Source organism: Halorubrum sp. GN12_10-3_MGM (assembly GCF_005435235.1).
Taxonomy (GTDB): domain Archaea; phylum Halobacteriota; class Halobacteria; order Halobacteriales; family Haloferacaceae; genus Halorubrum; species Halorubrum ezzemoulense.
Genome location: NZ_SGUB01000019.1, coordinates 12,774 through 37,458 on the forward strand (window position 1 = coordinate 12,774; position 24,685 = coordinate 37,458).

Below are 24,685 nucleotides of genomic sequence, written 5' to 3' on the forward strand. Positions count from 1 at the left end.
CCGGCGATCTCCGGACACTCTCACCCGCATAACCTGGCTCCCACGCGGACTACCCGTCAGGGGCTGGGGAACACGGGAGTGCCGCCTGCTTTCGCCTCGTACTCGCTTAGCTCACAGCGTCACGCGAGTACGGCGACTGAAGCTCGTGGCAGTTTGGTCTGCGTTCGTTCCTGACAATGGAACGAACGAGCGATTCCGTACGCGCTGAGCGTACGAGGAGTCGCTAGCACACACCCCCCGCAGCGTTAGCTGCGGCTACGTCAAGCCCCGGAGTCTCCGCTGGCGAGGGACGCCGGACTTTGAATCCGGAAGTCGCCGGTTCGATTCCGGCCGGGGCGACATGCCGGCGTGGTGTAATCCGGCGATCATACGGTCCTGTCACGGCCGTGATCCGGGTTCAAATCCCGGCGTCGGCGTGGACGCGTGGACAAACCACGTGGGGATACCCATCGAGGTAGGCAGCCCGTTGGTGCGATCAGCTGGATCGTTCCGACGATGCTGGGCCCAGCAGGGTCTGCAACCTACATGAGCCGGTGTGGTATTCCCGGGAACCTCCCGAAGTACGCCCCCGCGATGAGACGCGCAACCACGACTACTCGGTCGCGGTTGCGCAGTTGGAAACAGTCCTACAGATAGATAACTAACTGCCGAACGCTCGGCAGTCCCGTGAGCCGATGGTCCAGCGGACGACGAACTGTGCCTTGGGCGCACAGGACCGAGGTTCGAATCCTCGTCGGCTCAGTGTGCCGTGACTGGGGAATGGTGACCCCACTGGCCTGCTACGCCAGCCCCGGCGACGGGTTCCCGGTTCGAATCCGGGACACGGCGTGATGCCAACGAATGTCTGCCCTGACTGCGAAGAAGAAGCGTTCCGCCACGTTCCACTCGGTGAGACAACGTCCATCGACACGATTGGAAGTGTGAGAATCTGCGTCACCGAGGACGGCGCGTACTTCCACGGAACGAGGTAACCGTCATCCATCCCTGCTGTGACTGGGTGCTGATGAACACATTCGCCTCGGTAGTAAAGCTCAGAAGCTGAGTAATGCGCGTCTTCCGGTGTCCTGGTGAGAAACGCGAGGCGGGCTCATCGGAGCAAGTTCTGACGGAGATGGTGAGACATGCGGATAGGCGACCGCGCTCGGTTTGAAACCGAGAGCCAGGAGGCTTCGGAGTTCGACTCTCCGTCTCACCGTTGGCGGGGTTTCCCTAGCTTGGTCAAGGGACTGCGTTGGAACCGCAGCGTCCGCAAGGACACGAGTGTTCAAATCGCTCTCCCGCCGCTGCGTGCCAAAGTGATTCGCAGAGTCGCCGGCGATTCTCGAATTGCGCCGCCATGCCAGAGTGGTCAAACGGACACGGTCGAGACCCGTGTGGTTAGTCCTTCCCAGGTTCGAATCCTGGTGGCGGCATCCGGCCATCGTGCCTGGAGACAATTCTCGCTTCACCGTTACGTCGCCGTACTCAAGTGGTCAACGAGAAGCGGCTCAGACCCGCTGGCGTAGGTCCTTCCGAGGTTCGAATCCTCGCGGCGACATTTTCTCCCTGTGGTCTAACGGCTACGATGCCTCCCTGTAGAGGAGGAGACGCACGTTCGAGTCGTGCCGGGGAGACTACGGGACGATGGAAGAGCCTGGCATTCACACACTCTCGCCGAATTTTCACCGGAGATCCGGTGCGACGGTGAGAGTTCCTTCATCTCACTTGTAACGAGAACACGCAGGTTCGAATCCTGCCCGTCCCACTGACCGATGACCCGTTCCAGGAGAGGCCCACCCGCTCCAGTGGAGTAGCGGCCAAACTCACGGCCCTCTCACGGCCGAGCCCCCGGTTCAAATCCGGGCTGGAGCATTCTCCAACAGTCCGAGACCTCTCACTTCCAGCCGACGAGACTGAGGGACGGACAGCTGTGGAGAACTGAGAGATACCCATGAGTGAGTTCCGAATTGTGGTGCTGCGGGATAGGATAATGGTAGTCCACGGGGCTCATATCCCCGAGGTCCAGGTTCGACTCCTGGTCCCGCAATGGAGGACAACGATGGGACTATTCGATACAGTCGAACTCTACGACGACGTCCACCTACCGGAGTACCCCAAAGGGATGACTCCTGCCGAGGACGTCGACTGGCAGACGAAAGGTATCGACCGACCGACTATGACCACATTTCGGATTACGGCGGACGGTCATCTCTTAGAAGAGGAGTGGCACACCGAAGACGTGCCGCCCGAGGACCGGCCATACGCGAGCCGAGACGACGTCGACGAGGAAGATATCCGCTACATGGCCGGCAGTCTGAATCGAGTCCACGACGGCTGGATCGAACGAGACGACTACCACGGACGCTTCAAGCTCACACACTCCTTCGAGGATCTCGAGACACTCGTCGCGTATCAAGTGACGTTCACGCACGGGCAACTCGAGGGCTTCGAACGCCGGCGATAATCCGTGCGTGTCCGCCGCACCTCAGCGCTTGATATCGTCCCTACCGCGCTCCCGGAGTCTCCGTTGGCGAGAGACGCCAGTTTTTCAAACTGGAGGCCAGGGGTTCGATTCCCCTCGGGAGCACTCGGGGGCTGGCCCTGACAGCGTTTTCCGTGTCTGACATAGCGGGCAGCCACGGATCCGTGACGCTGTCACGGCCGGCTTTCCCCAAGCGTGTGGTCGTCGAGGTGGTGCGTTTCTTCGCCCGCAAAGCACATCCAACGGGAGTCATAGCCCGTCGCACCACCGGTTGCCCGACTGCACGTGGCGACCGTCGAGTCGGGGCGTTGCTTCGCTAGGAACTCGCAGGTTCAAATCCTGTCGGTGGCGCCGTCCATCGATAACATCCCGGACAAAGAGAGCACAAGAGTGTTCTTGACACCGGTCCCGCCCCGACAGTGTTCCGGTCGCCATCACTCATCTCGTGGCCGTCGAGTTGGAGTCATCCTTCGCCTCAGGAGCCGGAAGTCCGGGTTCGAATCCCGGCGGTGGAATCCCACTGTTCCACCGTGGTGTAAAGGTAGCACGCTGTTCCGGCTCCAGCAGTTTCCCGGCCACGTCTTTGTCTCCGTAGCTCAGCCAGGACAGAGCACCGGCTTTCGAAGCCGAGTGTCGCACGTTCGAATCGTGCCGGAGACGTTCGCTGCTCGCAGCACGTGTGAGCAGCACCGGTATCGGAGTCGCCTGTTGCGGCTCCGAGTGATAGGATGGAATTCAACACGCCAAAACAAACGGTCGCGGAGGCGACGCGAACCACCAACTACGAGGGTGGAGAAGCGTTCGAGCCTGCCGACCCACGACTCGCACTGTACAAGCGCACGATCAACCAACTGCTGGAGGGCTCGTTCTACGAAACCGATGACGAGCAGCTCGCTGCTGTCGTCCGGCGGTTCGACGCCGCGGCAGACGAGGATCCGGAGTTCGTCCTGAAGCTCGCCGCGTACGCGCGCCAAGAACTCTCCCTGCGGGACATCCCACAGGTCTTGCTCGTGCTGGCAGCCAACGACGACCGATTCAAGGACGACTCCCCCGAATCACTCACCCGAGAGTGGGCCCCGGCGATCATCCAGCGGATGGACGAGACGGCGACCAGCCTCGCTATCCACGACCAACTCTTTGGCGGGACTGCCCCGTGGCCACTTCGACGCGGGATCGAAGACGCGCTCGTCTCGATGGCCGACGCCTACACGCTGGGCAAGTACGAACTGTCGCGGCGTGAGGTGACGCTACACGACGTGTTCAACCGCGTCCACCCCACGCCCGTCGACACCGACCAAGAGGTGCTGTTCGAGCGATTCATGCGCGGCGATCTCGACGACTATCCCGGCGTCGACCCGTTGCCGTCGCCGAACACCTGGGAGACGGTTATCTCCGAGCGCGGCAACACCCAAGCCGCCTGGGAACTGCTCATCGAGGACGACGAGTACACGCTGCCGATCTTCGCGTCGATCCGGAACCTCCGGAACATGCTCGAAGCCGGCGTCGACGAGGACACCATCGTGGACCACCTTGACTTGGACGCAGTCCGGTACGCGCCGCTGTACCCGTTCCGGTACTACCAGGCGTACACCGCGCTCCAGAATGCTGACGTCCAAGCACCAGCGGTCGAGCGGTGGCTGGAAAAGGCGATCGACGTCGCTGTCGAGACGGTGCCCGATGGACTCGGAGATACATTCGTCGCCGTGGACCTCTCAGGGTCGATGGACATGGCGCTATCCACGAACAGCACGCTCCGCCTGAAAGAGATCGGCGCGTTATTCGGGGCGATCCTGGCCGATCAAGGTGCCGAGGTCGGCGGGTTCGGCGACGATTTCCAGACCGTTCCGATGCACGTCGACACGCCAGTACTGCAGCGCCAAGATGCTGTGCTGGCCATCGACGAGGATGTCGGGAACTCGACGAACGGCTGGAAGGCAATCGATTACCTCCGCGAGCGAGGTGAGCCCGTTGAGCGCATCGTCGTCTTTACCGACATGCAGATCTGGGACAGCACGCCGTTCACGGCGCGCGATGCCCAGACCGTCAAGTCGGCGTTCAATGCCTACCGAGCGGAGGTCGCTACAGACACGGCGTTGTATCTCGTCGATCTTGCCGCCTACGGTGATCTGGTAACACCGGAAGGCTACGAGAACGTCTACAATATCTCTGGCTGGACGGAAAATGTGCTCACGTTCATCAAGCACGCCGAGAAGCCGGCGCAGGTTCTCGGCGGCATCGGTGCGTTCGAGCCTGTATAGTCTGGTTCTCTCATTTTTCACCATGCGCGAGTGGTGGCGTTCGGTACCACGCGGTCCTGCCACGACCGAGACGGGCGTTCGAATCGTCCCTCGCGCACTCGGAGCACAGCTCTGGACCAATTAGCCCATGCGGTGCTCCTCTACGGAGATGATAGAATGGCTGTAACCAATACCAACGACACAGCTTCGACGACAACTGCCGTCGTGACGATCCGTATCCCCTGTGGCGCAGACGGTGATCTCGTTACCGACGCCGAAGACCGTCTCTCACAGACGGCAGCTGTCGATGACGTACTGATAGACGAACTCCACAGTATCGAGCCAAAACTGTCGGCCACGGTCATTACCGTTGGAGTCGCAGTTCGTTGGACGACGACAATGACTCAAGCGGAGATCAGAGACCGACTTGCCGAGGTTCCGGGTCTTGAGTCGATCCAACGAATCGGATGGGATCAGGGTCTGCCTTGATGACGCAGGCTACCACATCGTTCTTGAGAGGACGTTATTCCGGCCGGGGAGGATAACGTTGGTCGTCACGAGCGACTCGTGTCACCTGATCGGTCGCTTGATCAGTCGTGATCGTCTCGTACGGTCGATGTCTCGGTGTCGCTCTCCTGAAGATCACGAATCTCTTGGGCAACTGCTGTCACGTGTTGTTGATGGGCTGCTGAGGTTGCGACGTGTTGGGCAGCAGTGAGCTGTCCATTGACCACTGCGTTCTGCTGTGGCCCCCACGTTTCCGGTGGCTCTGCGTTGATATACGCCACCCAGCGTTTGATCGCGGTGATGCGCTGCTGCCAGTCACCATCGTGTTTCGCGTCGAGAGTGTCAGGCTTGAGTGAGTCGCTCATATTCGGCCTCAACGTCGAGTCGCTGTGCCCATCGTTCGAGGCGGGCCGCACTAAGTGTTTCCTCGAAGAGGGTATACAGGTGGACGGCGTCTTCAATGTCTTTCTGTGCGCCGAGATGTAGTTTGTACGCGATTTGGAGTTCGAGTGGCCCGATTGGAATCGATGTGGACCCGATCTGTGCGGTGATCGCCTGCGAAAGCGATGCCTGATCGAACTCATCGCGGACCGTTTTCACTTCGAGATGCGGGGTGATTTGATCCGTTGGCGCAACCCAGACTGGATCGCCGTTCTCAAGCATACTGTACAGTGATGACAGCGGCATTGCTGGTCCCCAGAAGTTCTCCGCCTCAAGATGTGTTGTGAGAGTGTCTGCTGTCGCCTCATCAATCGGCTCGATCAGTACATCGACATCTTCGGTTGAGCGTGCTCGGCCAGCAAGAATCGAGACGTATCCCGCAATGTAGACGTGCTCAATTCCGACCTGATCAAGGATATCTGAAAACGCGATAGCCAGCTCATCAAGTTGGTTCAGTGCACGGTCGACAGAGAGCGTCTCATCTCGAAGCTCGATACCACTCATACATGTTGGTTGTCAGGATTGGTCATAAATCGTCTGGCGAGCGTGCCAGCGAATGCCCAGCCGTTGTGTGCGTGTGGAGGGCGCTCGCGAACGCCGGACCAGGGACGATGACGTCCGCCTGCTCGTCGTCCCAGGCGATAACGCTAGTTCGGATGAGCGGTGGGAGATGTGACCGCTTGAGGTTCGTTCTGACCGTCCGTACTTGCGCTGTCGAGAGCGTTTGGTGTTCCGCATCCGCTTCCAGGAGCGTAAGCATCTCTGCGAGTTGCCGCAGGTGGACGCGACTCCACGGCGCTACGGCGAGCGTGAGCACGACGGTGCGCTTGCGGTGGTGGCTCAGCAGATAGAACAGATCTGTCTCGCGATACAGCGGGAGGTCTTCGTCCTCGCCCGGCCCGTCGTATGGGCCGTCACCGCTCATGGGGACCTCTCTGATCGGCTAGTGTGACTCGGAGATCGACGTGATCAACGACTTCACGGCCGACTGGCCGCCAGCGACAGCCGACCCACTCGTTTTCGAAGCGCCACCAACCAGGCCCGCTCTGTCTGGGTTCGAACCGGAAGCGACGGCGTGGCCCTCGCTGGATCGTGAACCGAACCTCAAACCCGAAAACGTACTCGGGGGAGTCTCCGTCCTGTCTAGTTGAATCCGCATGGTACAGCCTATCGAGATCCACACTCCGTGTGGATGTGTCTCGTCGTCTCGTCATATCTCACAGGAGCCTGAACTGCCAACTCCTACATCCCAATCGGGAGATACAAACTGAACTGGAGCACCGAATCCGACAGCGCTGTGAATCGTCTTGAGATCGCGCCCCGGGGCATTCGTCTTGTTTATTTGTAGCGGGTACAACAAAGTGGGACATCCCCGTCGGGTACACCATGTCGCTTCGACAATTTCGCATCGCAGAGTACAGGTTGAATGTGGAACTGACCGCTAGGTTCTCTGAAGTGTGCTAATGGGATTATTCGATCGATTAACGTTCGAAGACGGCCTGGATGTAGCATTCCCAGATATCGGTGCCGATCCATTCGAGATCACGTGGCAGACGAAATCGCTCACACGTCACCAGCCGATGCTGGAGAACTACAAGGTCACGTCAGCGGGGCGGTTGTTGAAGCAGGACACCGAGTATGAGCACGTCCCTGAGGAAGAACGTCCCGGGTACAACGAGGAGACAGATGGATTTGACACCGAGATCGAACGGGCCGGGGAAGTATGCGGAAGATCCACCACGGGTGGTCGGATACGGCATATCACGGCACATTCGAATTCCACCGATCTATCGATGGTGACTACGTCAGTCTCGACGCGAAATTCACTGACGGCCAGCTCGTCGAGATCTCACGCAACAAGTAGACCGAGCGTATGCCACCTAGCTGGGGAGCGCGAACAGCTGCGAATCATCGATCCGCGCTGGTTTACAATTCCCGCGAACGAGGCCCACAATAATGACATACAACACCCCTGAACCGGCTGAATTACCCCCATTAAATGAGGACACGCCCGCACCGGATGACCCTGTAGCCGTTGAGTGGTGGCACAGGTACGATGACGATGGATCTCCTAAGTTGGACACGTTCCATGGGTTCCACAATGCTACTCGGATAACAGACGGGGATCCGCCAGCCGTGGAGACGGGCGAACTCGTCACCGAATCCGGGGTACGAGTGACGACAGCACAGCACTCTGATGTCTCGACGGAGTCACGATACCTCTATCTAACACACGAGGAAGCGCTTAACCGAGACCTGTCTCCGTGTTCTGAGTGTTTCCCAGCGTACGCGACAGAAATGCGCCTGTCGAAAGAACGAGGGGACGGTGGGCTGTTGACCGAGTCCGGTGTCGAAGGTGCGGTGTTTCTCGTCCAGATACGGCGCGATATGAGCGCGTCCTGGAATGTCGACTCTGTCCACGAGACGTACACGTCGATGCTGTATCGGGCACGCGCCATTCGCCAACAAGTCGGATCTGCGGCGGATCGTCTTCGGCTCTCGTATATGCCCGTGCGGCGGTGTGACTATGGATCGTTCGATGACGCGATGGGGTTCGAGCCCGCGATGGATCACGTCTCGGAGCTTCGTGAAATTCAGCCCGACCAACTACCGGCCATACGTGACTCTGTTGGTGAAGAAATCCTTTCGACACCGGTAGAGATCGATAGTCAGTATACTGCGGCACAAAAGTCAGGACCGTCGATCGTCCACCGAGCCGAAAATCCTCCCTGTGGCTACGAGCGTGAGTTGGGATTCGATGTGTTCGACGAGACCGACGAGGATCCGCGAGACCAACTACAGCGTGATGCCCAGACTGTCTCGGACGTAATCGAGCGTGGGATGGTGGTGGAATACTGTCTCGAGTGTTTTCCCGAACTCGCCAATTGGGTCGCAAAATAGCTCATCAGCTACAGCGCATCGATCTCGTTGAGATACGCCTGTACGTCGTGTAGGAAGTCCCGATAGCGTTCGAGGTCTTGTAGTGCGGCGTATACATCGTCGTGATCAACTAATCACAAGGCGGAGTCCCCTTCCTCAAGGAGCGACCGAAGGGGAGCGAGTAGGGAGGGGAGGAGCCGACACCACAGAATATAGATACTGTTAGCACTTTATTGAATATATGGCGTCGGACGACAAGTACCACCGTCGCACGCTCATTACCCGGCTTGAGCTTCGTTCAGCCGAGGATGCGCAACTGCTACTCGATACCATTGACGAGTGGCGCGACGGCTGCAATATTGGCAGCGACCTCGCATGGGAAACCTGCCACACCAAGTCCGATGTCAGAAATCACGCTAAGGAAACGATCAAGAAGGAAACCGAGCTGGGCGACCAACACGCTACGCTCGCCTGTCATGAGGTTGCTGGGGTGATTAAGTCCTGCATCGAACGCCGAAAACAGGATAAGACGGCCACACAACCGCAGTTCACCAGCCGGTCGATGGTCTTTGACCGGCGAACACTCACCGTCTTTCCCGACCAAGGGAAGATTACGCTCACGACGCTAGGCGACCACTCCAGGGTCCACGCGGATCTCGCACTACCGGAGAACCCGGATGGATACCAGTACGACTATCTCACCGATGATGAGTGGGAGTACACTGAGTCCACGCTACATTACCGTAACGGTGAGTGGTACATCCACCTCGGGTATCGAACGCCAAAACAAGACGCTGATGAGTCAACGACGGAGTACGGAGCGGTACTGGGTGTTGACTTTGGCGTCAACCAGATCGCCGTCACCAGTACGGCACGATTCTTCGGTGCTGGTGAGCTGAACCACTATCGCCGCGAGTGTGAGCGTGTCCGTGGTGAACTACAGGGGACAGGCACGCAGTCGGCCCATCGCACGATTGAGCAGCTATCGGGCCGCGAACAGCGGTACGTAAAGCACGTCCTCCACAGTGTAGCGAATGGGATTGTCGAAGAAGCCCTCGCCCACGACTGCGCTGGGATCATCCTCGAAGACCTCAGTGACATCCGTGACGACTTGCCGTTCGCGCAATGGCACTCGGAGTGGGCCTTCCGGAAGCTCAAGGATTTCGTTGAGTATAAAGCCGAGTACGAGGGGTTGTTCGTGGATACAATCGACCCACGAAACACATCCAAGCGGTGCAACGAGTGCGGGTTCGTCCATGGTAAGAACCGCCACAGCGAAGCCTTCGAGTGCCGTCACTGCGGGAAACAGAATCACGCCGATTACAACGCAGCGAAGAACGTGGCAGAACTGTATCTCCGGCGGGGCCATCAGCCGCCCTGTGGGAGGAGTGTCAGTCAATACGCTCTGAAGTCAGGATCGCGGACGCCGAGTTAGGGCATACAGCCCTCACCTCTATGGGTTAGAGGCCGAGATCACTGACAAGCCCCACCCTCAACGAACGAGGTCGCTAGACCGAGTGAAGTAGGGTGGGGTCGTTGACGCCGAAACTTGAGCAGGAGTATCCGATCAGCGAGTTGGGTATCTTCGGATCGTATGCCCGTGGTGAACAAGAATCTGATAGTGATCTCGATATACTTGTCGCGTTCGACAAGCCAGTAACGTTATTCGATCTCGTTCGATTGGAAAACGAACTGGCGGAGGAGTTTGGTATTGAGGTCAACCTCGTGACGAAAGACTCGTTGAAGCCACGGATTGAGACTCGTGTCCGTGACGAGCTCGTCACCGTATGACAGCGGCTTTGGATCATCTCGATGACATCCTTGACGGCGTCGAGAACATCAAGGTAGTTTGCTCGCCACCTCAACGAGATCCTCCTCGGTCCGCCAGCAATAGAGCCGTTCCTCCTGGTCAAATAGTTCGAAGACACCGTCTTGCATCCAGCCAAACGGATGCTCCTCATCCTCGTACGTCCGCTTGAGAACATGACTTTTTGAGAAGTACTCAGTCGTCCCGACGAGCAATCCCTGTTCGACGAGGAAGTCACTTGGCTCCTTCTCGGCGACACCGACGAGATGCGTCACGATATCCGCAATCAGACAGAATTTTTGGATGCTGTTGTCCCATTCTCCACGGATATCGACCATTCGGAACGCGTACGCATCGGTGCGACGGTTGAGACGGTCTACAGAGTTCGAGGCAGAGTGCCTCGGGGCTTGACCCCGAGGGTGAATGCCGACAAACACTACACAAACAACAGAAGCCGGTAGCTTTAGAAGACAACATCTCGTATAATTGACCATGGAAGCGGATGGACTCACCCACACTCTCGATTTCCAGCTCGACATTCGAGAGGGCGATCCATCCCTCCTAACAGACGGCACACTCGAATCCCGACGAGTCGTCAACGAGATCTTCCGTCTCGACAAGGAAGGCTGGGATTGGGACGACATCGAAGACGCCGTCGTTGACCGCAGCGACCACGTCCAAAACACCACTCAACGACTCGTCGCCAAAGCGACCACCGCACTCCGAGAATACTACGGCGACGAGGATCACAACTACGGACGCCCCAACAACAACGTTCGCGAACCATTCCCCATTCGGATGAATCACGGAGAGGGATACGACCTATCTCTTGACGGGGACACCAACGACATCCACTTCAGAGTTAGTGCACTCAAACACAACCACGTTCGCGGCGTTCTCACGGGCAGTCCCGATCACGTGGAACAACTCCAAACCGCACTTCAAGATGAAGATGACGAATGGCGTGTCGGTACCGCAGAAGTCGTTCCCGTAGACGGCGGCCACGAACTACACGTGAACGTCACGCGGACAACTGCTGACGTAGCTCCCAAAGAGGACGCTCAGACCGTTGTTGGCGTGGACATCAACGAGGACTGTGTTGCGCTCGCCGTATTGGACGAAGACGATATCATTGCCTCCGTGATCATCGACTACACACGGATCAAGGAACGCCGTCACGAGTTCTTCACGATACGGAAGCGAATGCAACAGAACGGACAAACCGCGTTCGAGACAGTTCTTCAAGACCGTGAAAAGCGGTACGTTCACGACCAACTCCACAAAATATCACACGGCGTTGTGGAGTGGGTCAGTCAGTTCGAAAATCCGATCATGGTCTTTGAGGACTTGACCGACATGCGTGAAGACATCGAGTATGGGACTCGAATGAACCGGCGGCTACACTCGCTTCCGTTCGCCAAGCTTCGGTCGTACATCACGTACAAAGCGGCATGGGAGGGCATCCCGTCAGATGCGGTTGATCCAGAGTACACGTCCCAAGAGTGTCCGAGAACGGAGTGCGAACACCGAGTCCGAGCGAATCGGCGTGGGAAGCGATTCAAGTGTGTTGTGTGCGGGTGCCAGGACCACGCAGATCGTGGTGCTGGCATCAGTATCGCGAAAAAGTGGATGTCGAAAGAAGAGAGAAATGTGCCTCTTCTCAAGATCCTGCCGGGATTCCAGCAGGTGCGACGAGAGGCATCGGGGCGTGTGGACCGCCCGACTGCGACCCCGTCACTCGTTGGAGGTCACCAGACCGAGAGTGGCGCGGGAGTGTTACGCTAAGCCGCAGGAAGAAGCCTCGGGGCTTGACCCCGAGGCAGTTCACCACTAAGTTCAGCCGTCGGATCGGATCTCGATCATAGTTCCCAAGGACGAAGTACGACCGATCGTTCTCGTAGGCCGGCGTCAACTCGCTCAAGGCGTGGAGAACTTCCTCATTGTCAGCTAGCGATATCTCCTCCTGATCAAGCTGGTCTTTGGCACTTTTGAGAACGTCACCAGGAACCGGCGACTCCTCATCAGGCATACTGTGAGGTTTTCATAGTAGAGAGATATAGTTTATGTCGTAAATTACCTTTTCAAGTACTTTGGGTTGTCGTAGCGTGATTTACTCGAGAGTAAACTACTTGTCGCCACGTCGTGTACTGTACGGTATGAGCACCGAACTTGGGACTGCTGAAGAGATGGAGTCGCGTGAACTCGTCCACTTCGTCACCCAGCAGACGCGATTTTCCCTCATCAACAACATCCTCCAACATCCCGATCAGCTTCCATCGATGTACGAACTTGAGGAGCTCAATCCCAGCGTCAGCGACGCCACCGTCTACAAACACATCCAGAAACTGATCGACGCTGGTATGGTCAACGAAGTCGCCCTCGACGCCGACGAACGTCGACAAGGGTACCCGTGGAAATTCTACGGCCTCACTACGGAAGGGCGGGAGTTCCTCGACGGTCACAACCTCCTTGCAGCCGAAGAGACGCTCCAACAAATCTACGAGACAATCACAGACAAGTCTGAGAAGATGGTCAAGTACGAGAACGCACCACGCCCCACCGAGTCGTAGCTGTACAGGCGGTTCGAGGCGACTGTCTCGGGGCTTGACTCCGAGGCGATTCACTCGAGAGGAACTCTCGACGGGAAAGTTTCGCGTTGAGGTTGGCGTAGTACTGTTCGATCTGTTCGAGCTTGACCGCAACGACGCGTTCGTCAACCACGCAATCCATCCTCCGCTATCCGATCGATGACCGTACGCTGGTGCCGGCGAAGCGTCTCACGTTGCTCGTCAAATTCCGCCTCAATGTCTGTTTTGAACTGCTCGAAGGCCTGTTTATCGCCACAGAGTAGCTCGCCATTTACCACGTCGTGTGCGACATCCAGCGGGAGCGAGTCAATATCGGACACGTCGATGAACGGGCGATCCTCTCCTTGGAGCTCACCAGACAGTACACACCGCTTTTTGAACCGGTCCCGTTCAGAACAGTCTGCTGTGAACTTGACCGCGATATCAAAATCTGATGAGTGCGTTACTGTTCCCGAAAGCTGTGATCCGAATACAACGGCGAAGACGATGTCCGGATCAGCACAGACCACATCCTTGAGAGCGGAGCGTATCTGTGACTGATCAGCATTCGGTTCCATACGAGGATCCTCATCGTATCATCACAAAAGAATTCCGCCAAGTCACATTCCAACACGGTACTGGTGGCATTCGTCTTTAGTTAATATCTTCAGTAATACTCGATAGCTGTGGTTTTCGCTCAAATACGGCCCAGCCACACCAGATACGGCAAGAAAACGCCGTTTGTGATGGTTGCTTATCGCTCGATCTCGCCGGTACTGGTGTCTCATCTGTGGCTTCTCCTACATCTAATACTGACAAGCATACTTTTCGGAATTGTATTACTATCAAGCTTAACTAAAGACGAATGGTACTGGTGGTAATGTGACCGGAAGCGCCCGCTCTCACCCGAAGTCGTAGTCGCTGTCGTGGGCGTCAACATACTCGTCGTTACCCGACCGATCCGGCGCGTAACCCGGGCCCTGCCCACCAGCGAAGAACACCAACGCCTCGATGTTGAGATCACTCTGTCGGATAAACAGCGGCGGCACACGATCTCGAAGTTCGCTCACGTGCGGCTCTCGGCGGGTGCGGAACGTTCCTCTCGGCGGTCGATGTTCGGTCAGTGGAGGGAGCGACTCCTTGGTGAGGTCGTCGATAGTAAGGATTCGGACATCAAGTAGTTGGGTGAGAGACCATGCTGGTGTGGTCAGGAAATGTGGGTAATAGTTATCTCAGGAAGTGAGTGTGCTGCCGGCTCAAATTCTGCGAAGGACTGATCATTCGTGAGAATAGTCGGTTTGCGGTCACGGTGCTCAAACGCCAACACAAGGATTGGAACGTCTTTTGGCTGGATGCCACAGACGCGGGCCAGTGTTCGCACTGTGGGCGCCGACCGCTGTTCTCGAAGAAGCGCATCGCTCGCATCACGACTTGATGGCGCTTCGATAAGGCCCGTCATCCGGGTGAGGCGTGTCACAAAATTGGTTTTGACAGCGTCTCGTTCTGCCGCAGAGAGGCCCTTCGTGCGATCGAATGCGGCGAACGCCTCTTGGAGCATATACGCACTAATCGCCGATGTTGTCTCACCGCGATCGATTGCTGTCAGCAATTCGGTTGCCTGTTCGTTGGTTCGCAGTGTACCGAATACCCACAGATTCGTGTCAAGGATCTTCACGAATCAGATCCGTACACTTGTGTGGCCGTTTCCTCACGGGCCTCTTCGATGGCCCGTTCAAGATCGTCTGCATCGACTTTCTCGCCGAGTGCCGTGAGCTCGTCATCGATATCGGCATCTGATTGGTGGCTCTGCTCAGCCTGCGCGAGTAGTTGCTCTAGGCGAAGCGCAGTGATTGCTGTGTCGTCATTAAGTTCGCGAAGATGCGACCGGCAGGCTTCCTTGATGAACTCGCTTTTATTGGTGTAAATACCTGTCTCATCAAGGAACCGCTCGATCTCGGTATCTAATTCAACCGGGAATTTGACACTGACACTCGCGTACTTCATGGTAGTACGATGGTATTACAATTAAATAAGTCTATGGCACCGATGAGGTGTGACCTCCCCAGCGTCCGCTCTTACCCAAAGTCGTAGTCGCTGTCGGCGGCCTTGACGTACTCGTCGTTGCCCGTCCGGTCCGGCACGTAACACGGACCGTGATCCGCGATGTGGAAGACAGGGGCTTCGATATCGAGGCTGCTTCGACGGTGAACCAGAAGCGGGAGCCGGTCACGCACGTCGTGGATGAACGGTTCCCGCCGTACGTGGAGCGTTCCACTCGGCGGCTGGCGTTCGGTCAGCGGCGGGAGTTGGCCTTTGTCGAGATCCTGTTCGGTGACGATCCGCACGTCGAGTAGTTGGGCTAACCGCCACGCACTCGCACTGACACGGCGGGAGACAGCGAGGACGGGCATTGCCCGCATGAGCGCGGCCCGCAGCGCGACTGCTTCGACGGCGTCCCGCTGGACCGGGACTTGGTGCCAGTCTTTACACTCGACGACGAGGAAATCATCAGGGTCACCACGGAGGTCGTCCCGTCGGGCAATTACGTCGGTTTCGAGCCCGAAACAGTACTCGTTGCGGGCCGTCCTGTACCCCCACTGTTCGAGTGTCTCGGCGACCCGAGTCTCGAGCCAGCGACCGTTGGTTGGATCGTGGTCCGGATCCTCGCCGTCGGGGGTTCCCACGGTGTCAATTTCGTCCGTGAAATCAGGGCTGTCGTTACCTATGGTCGGACCATCTGATCAATCACATCCGCAATAAGCTGTATTCCCTCATCAGTGAGGGTCCCAGACGGGAGATTATCTCGGATCGACGATAGTGGAATCGTATAAATCGCCCACGGCATCACATAACTCGTCTTCCGCAGCTCCACCCCTTCAAGTACGCCGTCGGGCAACCGTGTAACCTCGTATGAGTACTCGGCCTGTGTGGTCAGGCATACAACCGTGGCTTCTTGCTCAACGTACGGCCGATCAGCATCGGATATCACGATTACTGGGCGCGGATTGCTATGTGCCCCGGTTGGATCCGCAGCAAACACGAGACTGCCCTGCGGGTAGTAGTACGTCATGTGAGGGGTATGCGGTCTAATCCCACCGTGTTACTCTCTGTCACCGGACGCTGAGTCAGCGTCAGTGTTACTCTCCGTTGTTGAAGGAGCAGCGGTGCTGTTGACCCAGTCCGCGGGTGCTGGTTCCTCCCCGGACTGATCCTCTTCGGTGTCAGCGCGATCACGTGGAATCGATCTTCGTGCGCCCGCACCAGTTTGTTTAACGTCATCTGGAGTGAGGCCCGGTTCTGGGTACCGATCCGCCATCTCGTCAAGTTGAACGAGGCTCCGTGCGAACCGCCTCACGTCATCCCGTCGCTCAAGTCCGTGGTAGAGACCATCATTCGTTTTGCCGATCAGTCCGTCATCATGGAGGCGAGATAGCGTCGTCGACGTGGTGCCGCGCGGCAGATCAAGTGCGTTTTGTATCTCTGCCGGCGTGTACGCAAGGTTCGTATTCCGATAGAGGAGTTTGACGATTGCGGCTTTGTTTGTGCCCGGGCGGATATTGATCGCGTCGTCCGGGTCGTGTCTTCGAAGATCGATGGGCATGAGTCCAACTGTATGTGTTTGTATGCGTTTGTAATATATAAGTATCATGGTGGTCAGATTTGTGTGACCGTAAGGAGGCATATTCAGGATACCCTACGAACGGTCGTGTACCCCCTCTACCACCGTACCTACCCGAACTCGTAGTCGCTGTCGGCGGCCTTGACGTACTCGTCGTTGCCCGTCCGGTCCGGCACGTAACACGGACCGTGATCCGCGATGTGGAAGACAGGGGCTTCGATATCGAGGCTGCTTCGACGGTGAACCAGAAGCGGGAGCCGGTCACGCAAGTCGTGGATGAACGGTTCCCGTCGTACGTTGAGCGTTCCACTCGGCGGCCGGCGTTCGGTCAGCGGCGGGAGTTGGCCTTTGTCGAGATCCTGTTCGGTCATAATCCGCACGTCGAGGAGTTGGGCTAACCGCCACGCACTCGCAGTTACGCGGCGGGAGACAGTGAGGACGGGCATTGCCCGCATGAGCGCGGCCCGCAGCGCGACTGCTTCGACGGCGTCCCGCTGGACCGGGACTTGGTGCCAGTCTTTACACTCGATGACGAGGAAATCGTCAGGATCACCACGGAGGTCGTCCCGTCGGGCAATTACGTCGGTTTCGAGCCCGAAGCAGCACTCGTTGCGGGCTGTCCTGTACCCCCACTGTTCGAGTGTCTTGGCGACCCGAGTCTCGAGCCAGCGACCGTTGGTTGGATCGTGGTCCGGATCCTCGCCGTCGGGGGTGCCCACGGTGTCAATTTCGTCCGTGAAATCAGGGCTGTTGTCACTCATCGGTTGGGTCCTCGAGCGTGTCTGCGGCGACTGCCTGCTGGGCTGCCTGTTCGAGAGCTGTGGCGATCGTTTGGGCTTCTGTCGGTGTGAGTACGGCGAAGGTGACCTCGCGGTCATCGCCGAAGCCGAGGAGGACACGCGATCCCTCCGTGATGTCGGTGCTGTCGGTGCTGACCTGGATACTTCCGTCCGTCGCTGTCGGGCGATCGCGTCTGATCGTGGTTTCGAGATCGAGTGTTTGGTCGCTCACTATTGGTCACCCCCATTCGGGAGTTCTGTTTGTGGCGTTGCGACTGCTGTCGTCGGATGTGGTGTCGGTGTCATGGTGTCGTGTGGGTGGTCTCGGGTGGCTGGGAGCTGGTGGGCGTGGCTGTTCAGCTGTCGGCTCTGGTTGGTGGTCGTCATTGGATGTATGGTGTACTCGGCGTCGCAGCCGGGTTCGGCGGGGATCGCAATCGGTGGCTGTCTGTCCCATCCACCCCGATCGTCTCCCCCAATGCGGTCTGGGGGAGGACTGTTCGGCCCGGCGGGTGTGGTTAACTGTCGGTACGTCACCAGCGGCGATGCGGGCCGATCGCTGGTCGCCGGGACCCACGCCGTCACAGGGGGTGTCTTCGAGCGTGGTGTCGGAGTCGTCGTGGTCCACCGGCGGTGGCCCCCTTCTTGGACGGGCGTGACGCGATCGAGATCGCGGACATCGCTCAGGCGACGGTCATAGCTGCTCGCGGAGATACCTGCTTGCTCGATGAGCTCCGAGCGGCCGAGTGGGTCGTCGGCACACAGTAGGGTGGCGTACAGCTTCGTTGCTGTCGGCGTGAGCTCAGGCCGGAAGCGCTCCGGTGAGATGGTGGCCGCTGCGCGCTCGACCGCGGCCAGCGTCGGCGTTCGAGACTCGTTCAGCGCCCGCAGGAGGCTCGCCACGACGTCGTACGGACACGCCCTTGAGGTGTCCGCCGGGCCGAACGAGCGCAGACAGCGCCGCACGAGCCGCTGGCGCTCGCGGGGTGTCCACTGGGCGTCGTGGGTCATCGCGACCTCGTCGATCACCCGCCGGATGGCGGGGTAGGTCGTCCCGTCGACGACCGGGATCTCGAGCGTCGGTGCGGCTTCGGTACCGTCGGCAATTGTTTCTCGGACCGTCGTGAGTTCTCTCGCGAGGACGGCAGTGATGTCGTCGTAGAGTTCCGTGATCGTCGGGCCGGCAACCACCCACGACATGGTGAGATCCATGGTCGCGTCGTGGTCCGCTTTGGCGGGGAGTCGCCGGCACAGCTTTGCGGGCCGGTCTTCGAACAGCATGCGGTAGCCCGAGTGAATTCCGTAGACAGACTGTTTGGGGGCAGTTTTGGCGAGGAACTCACAGAGATCCTGGAGGTGGGTAGTGTTGCGTGCGAGGGCGTCCGTATCGGGCACTCTAAGGGTGGTCGTGAGATCGATGCCGGCCGCGTGATACAGCTGGGTCGCCGACGCGATCACCCCGTGGAGATCTTTGAACAGGTTGGTGCGGGCAGCGGTGTCGTCGCTGTCTGTGAGTTTAGCGACTTTCGCGAGGAGCCGATCTCGAACTGTGGTTATTCGCTCACGCCACGCTCCGTAGGTGGTTTCGACGTCGCTGTACCAGCCGACTTGGTGGCCACTGCGGAGGGTACGCTCAACGGGATACGCTTGGGTGTCGTCGTCGATCGCTTCGAATTCGTGACCGAGTCGTGATGGAGTGAGGATTTTCGAGAGGGCTTTCTCGCTGAGTAAGGCTCCCGCGAGACGTCCCAGGGTAGCGAGGGGACCACCCCACTGGAGGACGACGAGGGTTTCATGGCTGGTGTGGCTCAGGTACGCGACACGGCCGTCGTCGAACGAGTGTGGGTGGTTGTCGACGAGCGTGATGGCGTCGTCATGGGCGACGGTGCTGAATCGCTCGTGGAGGGAGGCGTTTTCAGGACCAGTGAGCCACTGGACGTAGTCAGCGTCTGTGTCGGGGTTGCCGGTTGCCGCCACCCACTCGTCGGGGGTGGGTGTCTCTTCTCCTTCTCGGCGGGGCGACACTGTACTTGTGGATTGCTGAGGGGTCGCAGTAAGACGCCCATCGAGTCGGCGCTGATTCGGGTGGACGAGTTCATAACTGTCGTCGAGACACTGCTGGACAGCCAGATTTCCGAGGTTGGTGAGCTGGACCGTGTTGTGCTTCCCACGGCGGTCGACAGTGACCAACTTGCGGTCCTCGAGATCGAGAACGTATCTGCTAATGGTGCCTTCGGCGACATCGACCGCGTGGTCGGTGGCGAGATCGCGGTAGCTCCGGGCGTACTCGTGGGTGAGGTTCCCGAGGAGCCGGCGTTTCCCAGGTTCGGTGTCGAGATCACGGATGGTGGCCCACGCGGCTTCGACAGTCTGGGCGTGGTCGGTGTGGGAGGACCGATCCCGGCTGGCAGTAAGATCGAGGTGACACTCGGTCCAGTTGGGATACCGCTTCGAGAGGTGTCGGCGGACTCTGGGGGAGGCGACGAGTCTAACGTCGAACCCATCAGCGAGCACGGCGATCGCCGCGAGTGCGCGGACGCCCGTGCGGCGGTCTGTGAGGCTGGTCCACGCGTCGCCGTCCAACAAGAGTGTGAGAGCACGTGGTTGATCGTCGAGTTCCCGATGGAGTGCGACTGGTCCTTTCGCGAGTGCCCCGAGGTCGGCGTTGACTGGACCGCGGCCCGTGCCGATGCTGGTGACTGTATCGGTGAGGTCAGCATGTCGCTGTCGGTGGTACGGACTGTGTGTACTGGTGGGTTCGTCTCCGTAGGTGAGCGCGAGGGTCGTGATCGCGCGGGTGTACGCGACGGCTTCAGCGACGTCGTCGGTCCAGAGAGTGTCCGTGTCTTGCCACGCCGGCAAGATTTCGTCGAGGAGCCAGGAGCTCGTCCGCCACGGATCGGTGGTGGCGTACTCGCGGATGATTTGCTCTGTGTGGGGTCGGAGTTCGGTGAGGAGCGCTGGCACCCACTCGGTCAGCCGGGGTGAGACCGCTGGACAGGTGATCCCCTCGGTGGAGCTGTCCGTGCTGTGGTTGACGAGCCGGATCCCTCGCTTGCGGGCCGCGGGCTGGCGTGTTCCCACAGCCGATCACCTGTTGGTGGTGGGTTGGTGGGTCAGATCGGCCAGCATTACTCAGACCCCTCGTGTGAGGAGCCACCATCGGAGCGGGCGTGTTCTCGAATAGCCGTGAGAAGTGGGGTTGGCTCCTGCCGTGTTGGCTGGGTTGGATCTCGTGGTGTTGGGGCGTCTGCGTGGACGTGTGGTTCAGCGGTCGTCGTGGGACTCGTGACGACCGGGGTCGGATCAAGGAGGACGAACGTTGTGGATTGTGTTTGGGTGTTTGAACACGTTCCGATGTGGCCCGTGAGGACGTACTCGCGAACACCGCGGGTGAAGACGGTCGGGTGTTCGTGGCTATCTGATCCGCACATGATGTAGCCGATCGCGTACGCGGGTTCGCCGGCTGCGCGGTAGGCGTAGGCGGTGATGTCGTCGCCTTCGTGGAGGGGTTGCCCGCAGACTTGACAGATCGGGTTGTTGGTGTCAAGTGTGATGCGAGTGAGTTGGGCGAGATCCGCGGCTTGTGGGTCCTCGGGGCGCGTCATTCGTGCCCTCCCGCAGCGTTGCGAGTGCCAGCTTGCCACGTTTGTCGCGCGGAGAGTGCGCGGCGGGCCGACTCTGTCAGTCGGTATTCGGTCGGGTCGTGGGTTTGTTTGGTAACGAGGTCGCGTTTGATGAGTTCATCGAGAGTGTCGCAGACTCGGGTTTGGTCGATACCGTCGGTGTAGTAGTCGGTGAGCACGTGGTGGAGTGGGCCGCTCTCGCTGGGGCCAGTCTGCGAGAGTACCCAGAGTAGGTCACGGTGGGTGGCTGAGAGATCAGCAAGCGAGATGGTGTCTCTCTCGTTGTGGGGACTAGACATCGTAGCCCTCCACGGTGTCCTCGTCGCCGCTGCGTGTCGCAGCACATGGTGTACAGAGTGGGCCGTCGAAGGCAGCGTCGTAGCCGTCGGCTGTGTTGGGACACAAGCTACAGCCGGGGTTGTTACTGTTCGACCCGTCAGTCGTCTCGCAGGGCTTAAGCCCCACAGTTGCCAGCATTAGCATGGTTCTGTGATTGGGCACAGAACCCGTCCCGACCGGGTGCTACAACACCGCGGCCGGGGTTTCTACACTTTCTCACGAGCCGAGGGTTCGTCACTCGGGTTCCGTATAATAACGGTTACGCTCTGGTAACATATATTTGACGGTATGGTTTGAAATGTGCTTTGTATAGTCTATAAGTGCTATTCGTCCGTACTATAGACTGTGATATTGGATATGTGCTCTATGAGGCACTCAGGCAAGTGGATGACTTCTCTTGACGATCGGATTTTGGAGTTCCTTCATGAGAATAAGCCGACAACACCTACGAAGATGACTACAGAGGCATCTCTACCTTACTCTAGACAGCATGTTGATCGGAGGTGTAAGAAACTGGATGAAGAGGGCCTCCTTGAAAGCTTAGGTAATGGTGTCTATATGATCTCTGAAGACGGTGAGGCATATCTCAAAGGACATCTGGACACTGAACATTGGAAGTATATTGATGAAGATGGTGAGGACGCACATGACGCTTTAGCTGAAGATACTGGCACAGACAGCTGAACGGTAGTTTTCTGAATCTGTGTGGATTACTCTGAATTGGCAGATCACGCTTAACCAACATCGGACCAATCTGAGAGCAGTTGTTGGTTAACAAGATGCGTGACTAACCCGAACCGGTACGTTTGTACGCGGGCATCGGGTACGAGCTGGCAATGCGAATTCTCCGTGTCGCGCCGTGGATATATCCCGACACGAAGGGGGGCGGCGACTACCACGTGCACGCGATGTCGCGAGACCAGGCCGCGATGGGCCACGACGTGACGGTTCTCACGACGCGAGAGGACGGGTCGCTGCCGCGCGTTGAGGAGACGCACGGGTACACCATCCTGCGCGTCTCTCCGGGCGTGACGCTGCTCGGGAACGACGTTTCGCCCCCGGTAGCGCGGTACCTCTGGCATGCGGACGGCGACAGCTTCGACGTGATACACGCGCACTCGCACTGCTACTTCGTGACGAACCTCGCGGCGCTGAAGCGGCGGCTCGGCGAGGTTCCGCTGGCGATCACGAACCACGGGCTGTACAGTCAGAACGCGCCGGAGCGACTGTTCTCGCTGTACCTGAAGACGCTCGGGCGGTGGACGTTCAATCAGGCGGACGTGGTGTTCTGTTACACCGACGTGGACAAGGAGCGCGTGCGGGAGTTGGGTGTAACCTCGCGGATCGAGGTGGTCTCGAACGGCATCGACACGGAGCGGTTCACGCCCGAGGGGCCGGAGAGTGACCTGATCGACGCGGAGGGGCCGGTGGTGTTGTTCGTCGGGCGGTTCGCGGAGGGAAAGCGGCCGTGGCTGGCGGTCGAGGCGTTCGCAGAAGTGTTAGAGGAGTATCCGGACGCGGAGCTGTATCTGTGTGGCGACGGCGCGTTACGCGAGGACTTGGAGGCGCAGGTGGCGGAGCTGGGGATCGGGGAGGCGGTGACGTTCCTCGGGCACGTGCCCTACGATGAGATGCCGAAGGTGTACCGCAGCGGGGACGTCTTGGTGTTGCCGAGTCGAGCGGAGGGGGTTCCACGGACGGTGTTGGAAGCGATGGCGAGCGGGACTGCTACCATCACGAGTCAGCTCGAACAGATAGAGGACATCGTGAATTCCGCCGGTCGGACTGTTGAGGACATGTCGGCAGAATCCCTTTCCAACTCGCTTTTGGACCTACTTGGGGCGGACGGCGAGAGCGAGGAACAAGCGGTCGCGAACCACCAGTGGCGATCGACGGTCGAAAACACAACGGCGCACTTGGAATCGATCAGTCACTGAAGATAGCCGAGATCTTCTAATCGATCCTTCGTCGAGTCGCTCATGTCCGCGTCTCCCGTGGCGTCAGCGTGTTCGAAGGAGCCGAGCCACGCGTCGAGTTCGCTTTCGAGTTCCGAGACCTTCTCCGAACGCTCCGATGCGAGATTCTCGAGTTCGCCGGGATCGTCGGCGACGTGGTAGAGTTCGATGGAGCCATCGGAACCGCGGATAAGCTTCCAGTTTTTGCTTCGGATCGCTCGAAGGGATCGGTCGTATTCGTACACCTCCTCGGGCAGATCGCTGACACGTTTCGCAAGTGCTTCCATCGAGGGTTGCGGTGCCAGATACTCAGCGAATGCGTACTCTCGCGGTTCGGTCTCGGCGTCGGGATGGAACGATCGACCCTGTGACTCCTCCACGAACTCGTCCGTATCGATTCCAGCCGCGTCGAGAAGCGTTGGTGCGATGTCGGTCAGTTGAACGATGTCGTCCACCGTTTTTCCACCAGTGAACGCACCACCATGGATCACCAATGGAACGTGGATCAGCGTGTCGTGGAGGCTGTACTGGTGGTCCATCAGTCCGTGATCGCCGATGTTCTCGCCGTGGTCTCCCGTGACGACGAAGATCGTGTCCTCCCACTCGCCGGCCTCTTCTAAGAGGCGGCGGAGTTCGCCGATCCGCTCGTCGAGGTAGGCGATCTCCGCGTGGTAGAGCGCTTCGAGGATCTCGAAGTCCCGATCGGTCATCTCGACGTCGTTCGCGATGTAGCTCCAGGCGTCCTGATTAACCTCCATCGCCTCTGCGTAGCTCACGCCTTCGGGAAGGTACTCTTCGGCGAACTCCCGAGGTGGTCGATATTCGAGATGTGGTTCGAGGTAGTTAATGAACAGGAAGAACGGGTCCGAGTCGTCTCGATCGTCGAGCCAGTCGGAAATCCATCGGTTGGTACTCTTTGCTCCGTCATCGTCGGCGCGCTTCCTGACGAACTGTCCGTACACCGCGTTGGCGGCGTTGACGATCGGGTTTCCGTCGAACAGCTGTTTTGCGACGCCTCGGATCTTATCGAATCCTTCCTCTTCTCGAGCGATCTTTCCGAGGTCGACGTCCGACTGGATGTACTGCCAGTTCTTCCGGAAGGTGTCAAACCCGCGAGCGAACCCGAACTCGTCGCTGATCCAGGTGTTATTCGAGATGGCGACCGTCTCGTAGGACGCGTTTTTGAACGCCTCGACGATAGTGGGCGTGTGCTCTGGGAACCGCTTAGCGGCCGCACTTGCACCGTGTTTTGAGGAGTACTGTCCAGAAAAGAGCCCGCCGTGTGACGGGAGGGTCCAGGGAGCGTTTGCGAAGGCGGACGTGTACGTGACCCCTTGATTTTGGAGGGTATCGAAAGTCGGGAGATTGGTTTGAGTACCGAGTACCGAATCGTATCGGGCGGTATCCATCACGAGGAGGACGACGTTAGTCATGGATCGGATGATTCTCTCTGTCTCGGGTTCATAG

At 58.7% G+C, this 24,685-nt stretch carries 26 protein-coding genes, 13 tRNA genes and 2 pseudogenes; 23 read left to right on the forward strand and 18 right to left on the reverse strand.

What is annotated here, in order from left to right:
• Positions 1–263 precede the first annotated feature (263 nt).
• From EXE47_RS13290 to EXE47_RS13360, 16 genes are all read left to right on the forward strand, one after another.
• Positions 264–339, forward strand: a tRNA-Gln gene (locus tag EXE47_RS13290).
• A 3-nt stretch (positions 340–342) separates the two neighbouring features.
• A tRNA-Asp gene (locus EXE47_RS13295) sits at positions 343–416 on the forward strand.
• A 252-nt stretch (positions 417–668) separates the two neighbouring features.
• Positions 669–741 (forward strand) — tRNA-Pro (locus EXE47_RS13300).
• A 4-nt stretch (positions 742–745) separates the two neighbouring features.
• Positions 746–828 (forward strand) — tRNA-Ser (locus tag EXE47_RS18485).
• Between the two features lie 369 nt (positions 829–1,197).
• Positions 1,198–1,283: transfer RNA gene (locus EXE47_RS13305), tRNA-Ser, on the forward strand.
• Positions 1,284–1,330: 47 nt separating this feature from the next.
• Positions 1,331–1,412, forward strand: a tRNA-Leu gene (locus tag EXE47_RS13310).
• Positions 1,413–1,454: 42 nt separating this feature from the next.
• Positions 1,455–1,537, forward strand: a tRNA-Leu gene (locus EXE47_RS13315).
• Positions 1,538–1,617: 80 nt separating this feature from the next.
• Positions 1,618–1,744 (forward strand) — tRNA-Thr (locus tag EXE47_RS18490).
• 34 nt (positions 1,745–1,778) lie between these two features.
• Positions 1,779–1,851, forward strand: a tRNA-Glu gene (locus tag EXE47_RS13325).
• Between the two features lie 104 nt (positions 1,852–1,955).
• Positions 1,956–2,026, forward strand: a tRNA-Met gene (locus EXE47_RS13330).
• Between the two features lie 12 nt (positions 2,027–2,038).
• Complete coding sequence (locus EXE47_RS13335) at positions 2,039–2,443, forward strand: hypothetical protein (RefSeq protein ID WP_137703448.1); 405 nt, start codon at positions 2,039–2,041, stop codon at positions 2,441–2,443.
• Between the two features lie 47 nt (positions 2,444–2,490).
• Positions 2,491–2,566: transfer RNA gene (locus EXE47_RS13340), tRNA-Glu, on the forward strand.
• A gap of 480 nt (positions 2,567–3,046) precedes the next feature.
• Positions 3,047–3,121, forward strand: a tRNA-Arg gene (locus EXE47_RS13345).
• 68 nt (positions 3,122–3,189) lie between these two features.
• On the forward strand, positions 3,190–4,719 hold the full coding sequence (locus EXE47_RS13350; protein ID WP_137703449.1) for a TROVE domain-containing protein: 1,530 nt from the start codon (positions 3,190–3,192) through the stop codon (positions 4,717–4,719).
• A gap of 24 nt (positions 4,720–4,743) precedes the next feature.
• Positions 4,744–4,816: transfer RNA gene (locus EXE47_RS13355), tRNA-Gly, on the forward strand.
• A 59-nt stretch (positions 4,817–4,875) separates the two neighbouring features.
• Positions 4,876–5,187, forward strand: coding sequence for a hypothetical protein (locus tag EXE47_RS13360; RefSeq protein WP_137708407.1), 312 nt, complete (start codon positions 4,876–4,878; stop codon positions 5,185–5,187).
• Between the two features lie 101 nt (positions 5,188–5,288).
• Here the strand turns inward: EXE47_RS13360 and EXE47_RS13365 are convergent, their stop codons facing one another.
• Genes EXE47_RS13365 through EXE47_RS13375 form a run of 3 tightly spaced genes read right to left on the reverse strand, consistent with a single transcriptional unit; the run spans position 5,289 to position 6,571 of the window.
• On the reverse strand, positions 5,289–5,570 hold the full coding sequence (locus tag EXE47_RS13365; protein ID WP_089309116.1) for a hypothetical protein: 282 nt from the start codon (positions 5,568–5,570) through the stop codon (positions 5,289–5,291).
• Complete coding sequence (locus tag EXE47_RS13370; RefSeq protein ID WP_089309117.1) at positions 5,548–6,150, reverse strand: hypothetical protein; 603 nt, start codon at positions 6,148–6,150, stop codon at positions 5,548–5,550. The genes EXE47_RS13365 and EXE47_RS13370 overlap by 23 nt, the downstream gene beginning before the upstream one ends.
• Positions 6,151–6,172: 22 nt before the next feature.
• Positions 6,173–6,571, reverse strand: coding sequence for a hypothetical protein (locus tag EXE47_RS13375; protein ID WP_089309118.1), 399 nt, complete (start codon positions 6,569–6,571; stop codon positions 6,173–6,175).
• Positions 6,572–7,602: 1,031 nt separating this feature from the next.
• Here EXE47_RS13375 and EXE47_RS13385 point away from each other — a divergent pair.
• From EXE47_RS13385 to EXE47_RS13395, 3 genes are all read left to right on the forward strand, one after another.
• Positions 7,603–8,547 carry a hypothetical protein gene (locus EXE47_RS13385; protein WP_089309120.1) on the forward strand — a complete coding sequence of 315 codons (945 nt, stop codon included), beginning with the start codon at positions 7,603–7,605 and terminating at the stop codon, positions 8,545–8,547.
• 220 nt (positions 8,548–8,767) lie between these two features.
• Positions 8,768–9,961: an RNA-guided endonuclease TnpB family protein gene (locus tag EXE47_RS13390; RefSeq protein WP_089309121.1), complete on the forward strand. Its 1,194-nt coding sequence runs from the start codon at positions 8,768–8,770 to the stop codon at positions 9,959–9,961.
• Between the two features lie 92 nt (positions 9,962–10,053).
• On the forward strand, positions 10,054–10,317 hold the full coding sequence (locus EXE47_RS13395) for a nucleotidyltransferase family protein (protein WP_089309122.1): 264 nt from the start codon (positions 10,054–10,056) through the stop codon (positions 10,315–10,317).
• A gap of 48 nt (positions 10,318–10,365) precedes the next feature.
• On the opposite strand, the pseudogene EXE47_RS13400 reads toward EXE47_RS13395, so the two are convergent.
• A pseudogene (locus EXE47_RS13400) lies at positions 10,366–10,713 on the reverse strand (hypothetical protein); the annotation flags it as partial.
• Positions 10,714–10,825: 112 nt separating this feature from the next.
• Between EXE47_RS13400 and EXE47_RS13405 the strand changes: the two are divergent.
• Positions 10,826–12,118: an RNA-guided endonuclease TnpB family protein gene (locus tag EXE47_RS13405; protein WP_089309123.1), complete on the forward strand. Its 1,293-nt coding sequence runs from the start codon at positions 10,826–10,828 to the stop codon at positions 12,116–12,118.
• On the opposite strand, the pseudogene EXE47_RS19255 reads toward EXE47_RS13405, so the two are convergent.
• Positions 12,117–12,362: pseudogene (locus tag EXE47_RS19255) on the reverse strand (hypothetical protein); the annotation flags it as partial. The gene EXE47_RS13405 and the pseudogene EXE47_RS19255 sit on opposite strands and share 2 nt — an antisense overlap.
• Positions 12,363–12,489: 127 nt before the next feature.
• On the opposite strand from EXE47_RS19255, the gene EXE47_RS13415 reads away from it, so the two are divergent.
• Entirely contained in the window at positions 12,490–12,903 is a 414-nt protein-coding gene (locus tag EXE47_RS13415) for a PadR family transcriptional regulator (RefSeq protein ID WP_089309124.1), read from the forward strand.
• 143 nt (positions 12,904–13,046) lie between these two features.
• Here the strand turns inward: EXE47_RS13415 and EXE47_RS13420 are convergent, their stop codons facing one another.
• The 12 genes from EXE47_RS13420 to EXE47_RS13470 form a co-directional block, all read right to left on the reverse strand.
• Complete coding sequence (locus EXE47_RS13420) at positions 13,047–13,478, reverse strand: nucleotidyltransferase domain-containing protein (protein WP_158228701.1); 432 nt, start codon at positions 13,476–13,478, stop codon at positions 13,047–13,049.
• A 324-nt stretch (positions 13,479–13,802) separates the two neighbouring features.
• Positions 13,803–13,970, reverse strand: a complete 168-nt coding sequence (locus tag EXE47_RS18495) for a hypothetical protein (protein ID WP_158228702.1) — start codon at positions 13,968–13,970, stop codon at positions 13,803–13,805.
• A 137-nt stretch (positions 13,971–14,107) separates the two neighbouring features.
• Complete coding sequence (locus EXE47_RS13425; protein ID WP_089309125.1) at positions 14,108–14,575, reverse strand: hypothetical protein; 468 nt, start codon at positions 14,573–14,575, stop codon at positions 14,108–14,110.
• The gene (locus tag EXE47_RS13430; protein ID WP_089309126.1) at positions 14,572–14,904 is read right to left on the reverse strand and encodes a ribbon-helix-helix domain-containing protein; all 333 of its coding nucleotides are present in this window, start codon (positions 14,902–14,904) and stop codon (positions 14,572–14,574) included. The genes EXE47_RS13425 and EXE47_RS13430 overlap by 4 nt, the downstream gene beginning before the upstream one ends.
• A gap of 71 nt (positions 14,905–14,975) precedes the next feature.
• Complete coding sequence (locus tag EXE47_RS18500; RefSeq protein WP_158293614.1) at positions 14,976–15,584, reverse strand: restriction endonuclease; 609 nt, start codon at positions 15,582–15,584, stop codon at positions 14,976–14,978.
• Positions 15,585–15,622: 38 nt separating this feature from the next.
• The gene (locus tag EXE47_RS19370) at positions 15,623–15,970 is read right to left on the reverse strand and encodes a type II toxin-antitoxin system PemK/MazF family toxin (RefSeq protein ID WP_158293615.1); all 348 of its coding nucleotides are present in this window, start codon (positions 15,968–15,970) and stop codon (positions 15,623–15,625) included.
• 30 nt (positions 15,971–16,000) lie between these two features.
• Positions 16,001–16,501 carry a BlaI/MecI/CopY family transcriptional regulator gene (locus EXE47_RS13445; RefSeq protein WP_137703450.1) on the reverse strand — a complete coding sequence of 167 codons (501 nt, stop codon included), beginning with the start codon at positions 16,499–16,501 and terminating at the stop codon, positions 16,001–16,003.
• Positions 16,502–16,629: 128 nt separating this feature from the next.
• Positions 16,630–17,280: a restriction endonuclease gene (locus EXE47_RS18510; protein WP_158293616.1), complete on the reverse strand. Its 651-nt coding sequence runs from the start codon at positions 17,278–17,280 to the stop codon at positions 16,630–16,632.
• Positions 17,273–17,530 carry a hypothetical protein gene (locus EXE47_RS13455; protein WP_137708409.1) on the reverse strand — a complete coding sequence of 86 codons (258 nt, stop codon included), beginning with the start codon at positions 17,528–17,530 and terminating at the stop codon, positions 17,273–17,275. Before EXE47_RS13455 ends, EXE47_RS18510 begins: the two co-directional genes overlap by 8 nt.
• A complete protein-coding gene (locus tag EXE47_RS13460) occupies positions 17,530–20,382 on the reverse strand; it encodes a plasmid replication protein RepH (RefSeq protein ID WP_137708410.1) in 2,853 nt (950 codons plus the stop codon). Before EXE47_RS13460 ends, EXE47_RS13455 begins: the two co-directional genes overlap by 1 nt.
• 47 nt (positions 20,383–20,429) lie before the next feature.
• Entirely contained in the window at positions 20,430–20,906 is a 477-nt protein-coding gene (locus tag EXE47_RS13465) for a hypothetical protein (RefSeq protein ID WP_137708411.1), read from the reverse strand.
• Entirely contained in the window at positions 20,903–21,223 is a 321-nt protein-coding gene (locus EXE47_RS13470) for a PadR family transcriptional regulator (protein WP_137708412.1), read from the reverse strand. Before EXE47_RS13470 ends, EXE47_RS13465 begins: the two co-directional genes overlap by 4 nt.
• Before the next feature lie 406 nt (positions 21,224–21,629).
• Between EXE47_RS13470 and EXE47_RS13475 the strand changes: the two genes are divergently transcribed.
• Positions 21,630–21,947, forward strand: coding sequence for a MarR family transcriptional regulator (locus EXE47_RS13475; protein ID WP_137708432.1), 318 nt, complete (start codon positions 21,630–21,632; stop codon positions 21,945–21,947).
• A gap of 152 nt (positions 21,948–22,099) precedes the next feature.
• Positions 22,100–23,200: a glycosyltransferase family 4 protein gene (locus tag EXE47_RS13480; RefSeq protein WP_137708413.1), complete on the forward strand. Its 1,101-nt coding sequence runs from the start codon at positions 22,100–22,102 to the stop codon at positions 23,198–23,200.
• Here EXE47_RS13480 and EXE47_RS13485 read toward each other — a convergent pair.
• Positions 23,194–24,651: a sulfatase gene (locus EXE47_RS13485; protein ID WP_199237900.1), complete on the reverse strand. Its 1,458-nt coding sequence runs from the start codon at positions 24,649–24,651 to the stop codon at positions 23,194–23,196. The genes EXE47_RS13480 and EXE47_RS13485 overlap by 7 nt on opposite strands.
• Between the last annotated feature and the right edge of the window lie 34 nt (positions 24,652–24,685).

Coding starts and splice junctions, on each gene's coding strand:
- EXE47_RS13335 (WP_137703448.1), top strand. CDS start 2,039: ATGGGACTATTCGATACAGTCGAACTCTACGACGACGTCCACCTACCG.
- EXE47_RS13350 (WP_137703449.1), top strand. CDS start 3,190: ATGGAATTCAACACGCCAAAACAAACGGTCGCGGAGGCGACGCGAACC.
- EXE47_RS13360 (WP_137708407.1), top strand. CDS start 4,876: ATGGCTGTAACCAATACCAACGACACAGCTTCGACGACAACTGCCGTC.
- EXE47_RS13365 (WP_089309116.1), bottom strand. CDS start 5,570: ATGAGCGACTCACTCAAGCCTGACACTCTCGACGCGAAACACGATGGT.
- EXE47_RS13370 (WP_089309117.1), bottom strand. CDS start 6,150: ATGAGTGGTATCGAGCTTCGAGATGAGACGCTCTCTGTCGACCGTGCA.
- EXE47_RS13375 (WP_089309118.1), bottom strand. CDS start 6,571: ATGAGCGGTGACGGCCCATACGACGGGCCGGGCGAGGACGAAGACCTC.
- EXE47_RS13385 (WP_089309120.1), top strand. CDS start 7,603: ATGACATACAACACCCCTGAACCGGCTGAATTACCCCCATTAAATGAG.
- EXE47_RS13390 (WP_089309121.1), top strand. CDS start 8,768: ATGGCGTCGGACGACAAGTACCACCGTCGCACGCTCATTACCCGGCTT.
- EXE47_RS13405 (WP_089309123.1), top strand. CDS start 10,826: ATGGAAGCGGATGGACTCACCCACACTCTCGATTTCCAGCTCGACATT.
- EXE47_RS13415 (WP_089309124.1), top strand. CDS start 12,490: ATGAGCACCGAACTTGGGACTGCTGAAGAGATGGAGTCGCGTGAACTC.
- EXE47_RS13420 (WP_158228701.1), bottom strand. CDS start 13,478: ATGGAACCGAATGCTGATCAGTCACAGATACGCTCCGCTCTCAAGGAT.
- EXE47_RS13430 (WP_089309126.1), bottom strand. CDS start 14,904: ATGAAGTACGCGAGTGTCAGTGTCAAATTCCCGGTTGAATTAGATACC.
- EXE47_RS19370 (WP_158293615.1), bottom strand. CDS start 15,970: ATGACGTACTACTACCCGCAGGGCAGTCTCGTGTTTGCTGCGGATCCA.
- EXE47_RS13445 (WP_137703450.1), bottom strand. CDS start 16,501: ATGCCCATCGATCTTCGAAGACACGACCCGGACGACGCGATCAATATC.
- EXE47_RS18510 (WP_158293616.1), bottom strand. CDS start 17,280: ATGAGTGACAACAGCCCTGATTTCACGGACGAAATTGACACCGTGGGC.
- EXE47_RS13465 (WP_137708411.1), bottom strand. CDS start 20,906: ATGACGCGCCCCGAGGACCCACAAGCCGCGGATCTCGCCCAACTCACT.
- EXE47_RS13470 (WP_137708412.1), bottom strand. CDS start 21,223: ATGTCTAGTCCCCACAACGAGAGAGACACCATCTCGCTTGCTGATCTC.
- EXE47_RS13475 (WP_137708432.1), top strand. CDS start 21,630: ATGAGGCACTCAGGCAAGTGGATGACTTCTCTTGACGATCGGATTTTG.
- EXE47_RS13480 (WP_137708413.1), top strand. CDS start 22,100: ATGCGAATTCTCCGTGTCGCGCCGTGGATATATCCCGACACGAAGGGG.
- EXE47_RS13485 (WP_199237900.1), bottom strand. CDS start 24,651: ATGACTAACGTCGTCCTCCTCGTGATGGATACCGCCCGATACGATTCG.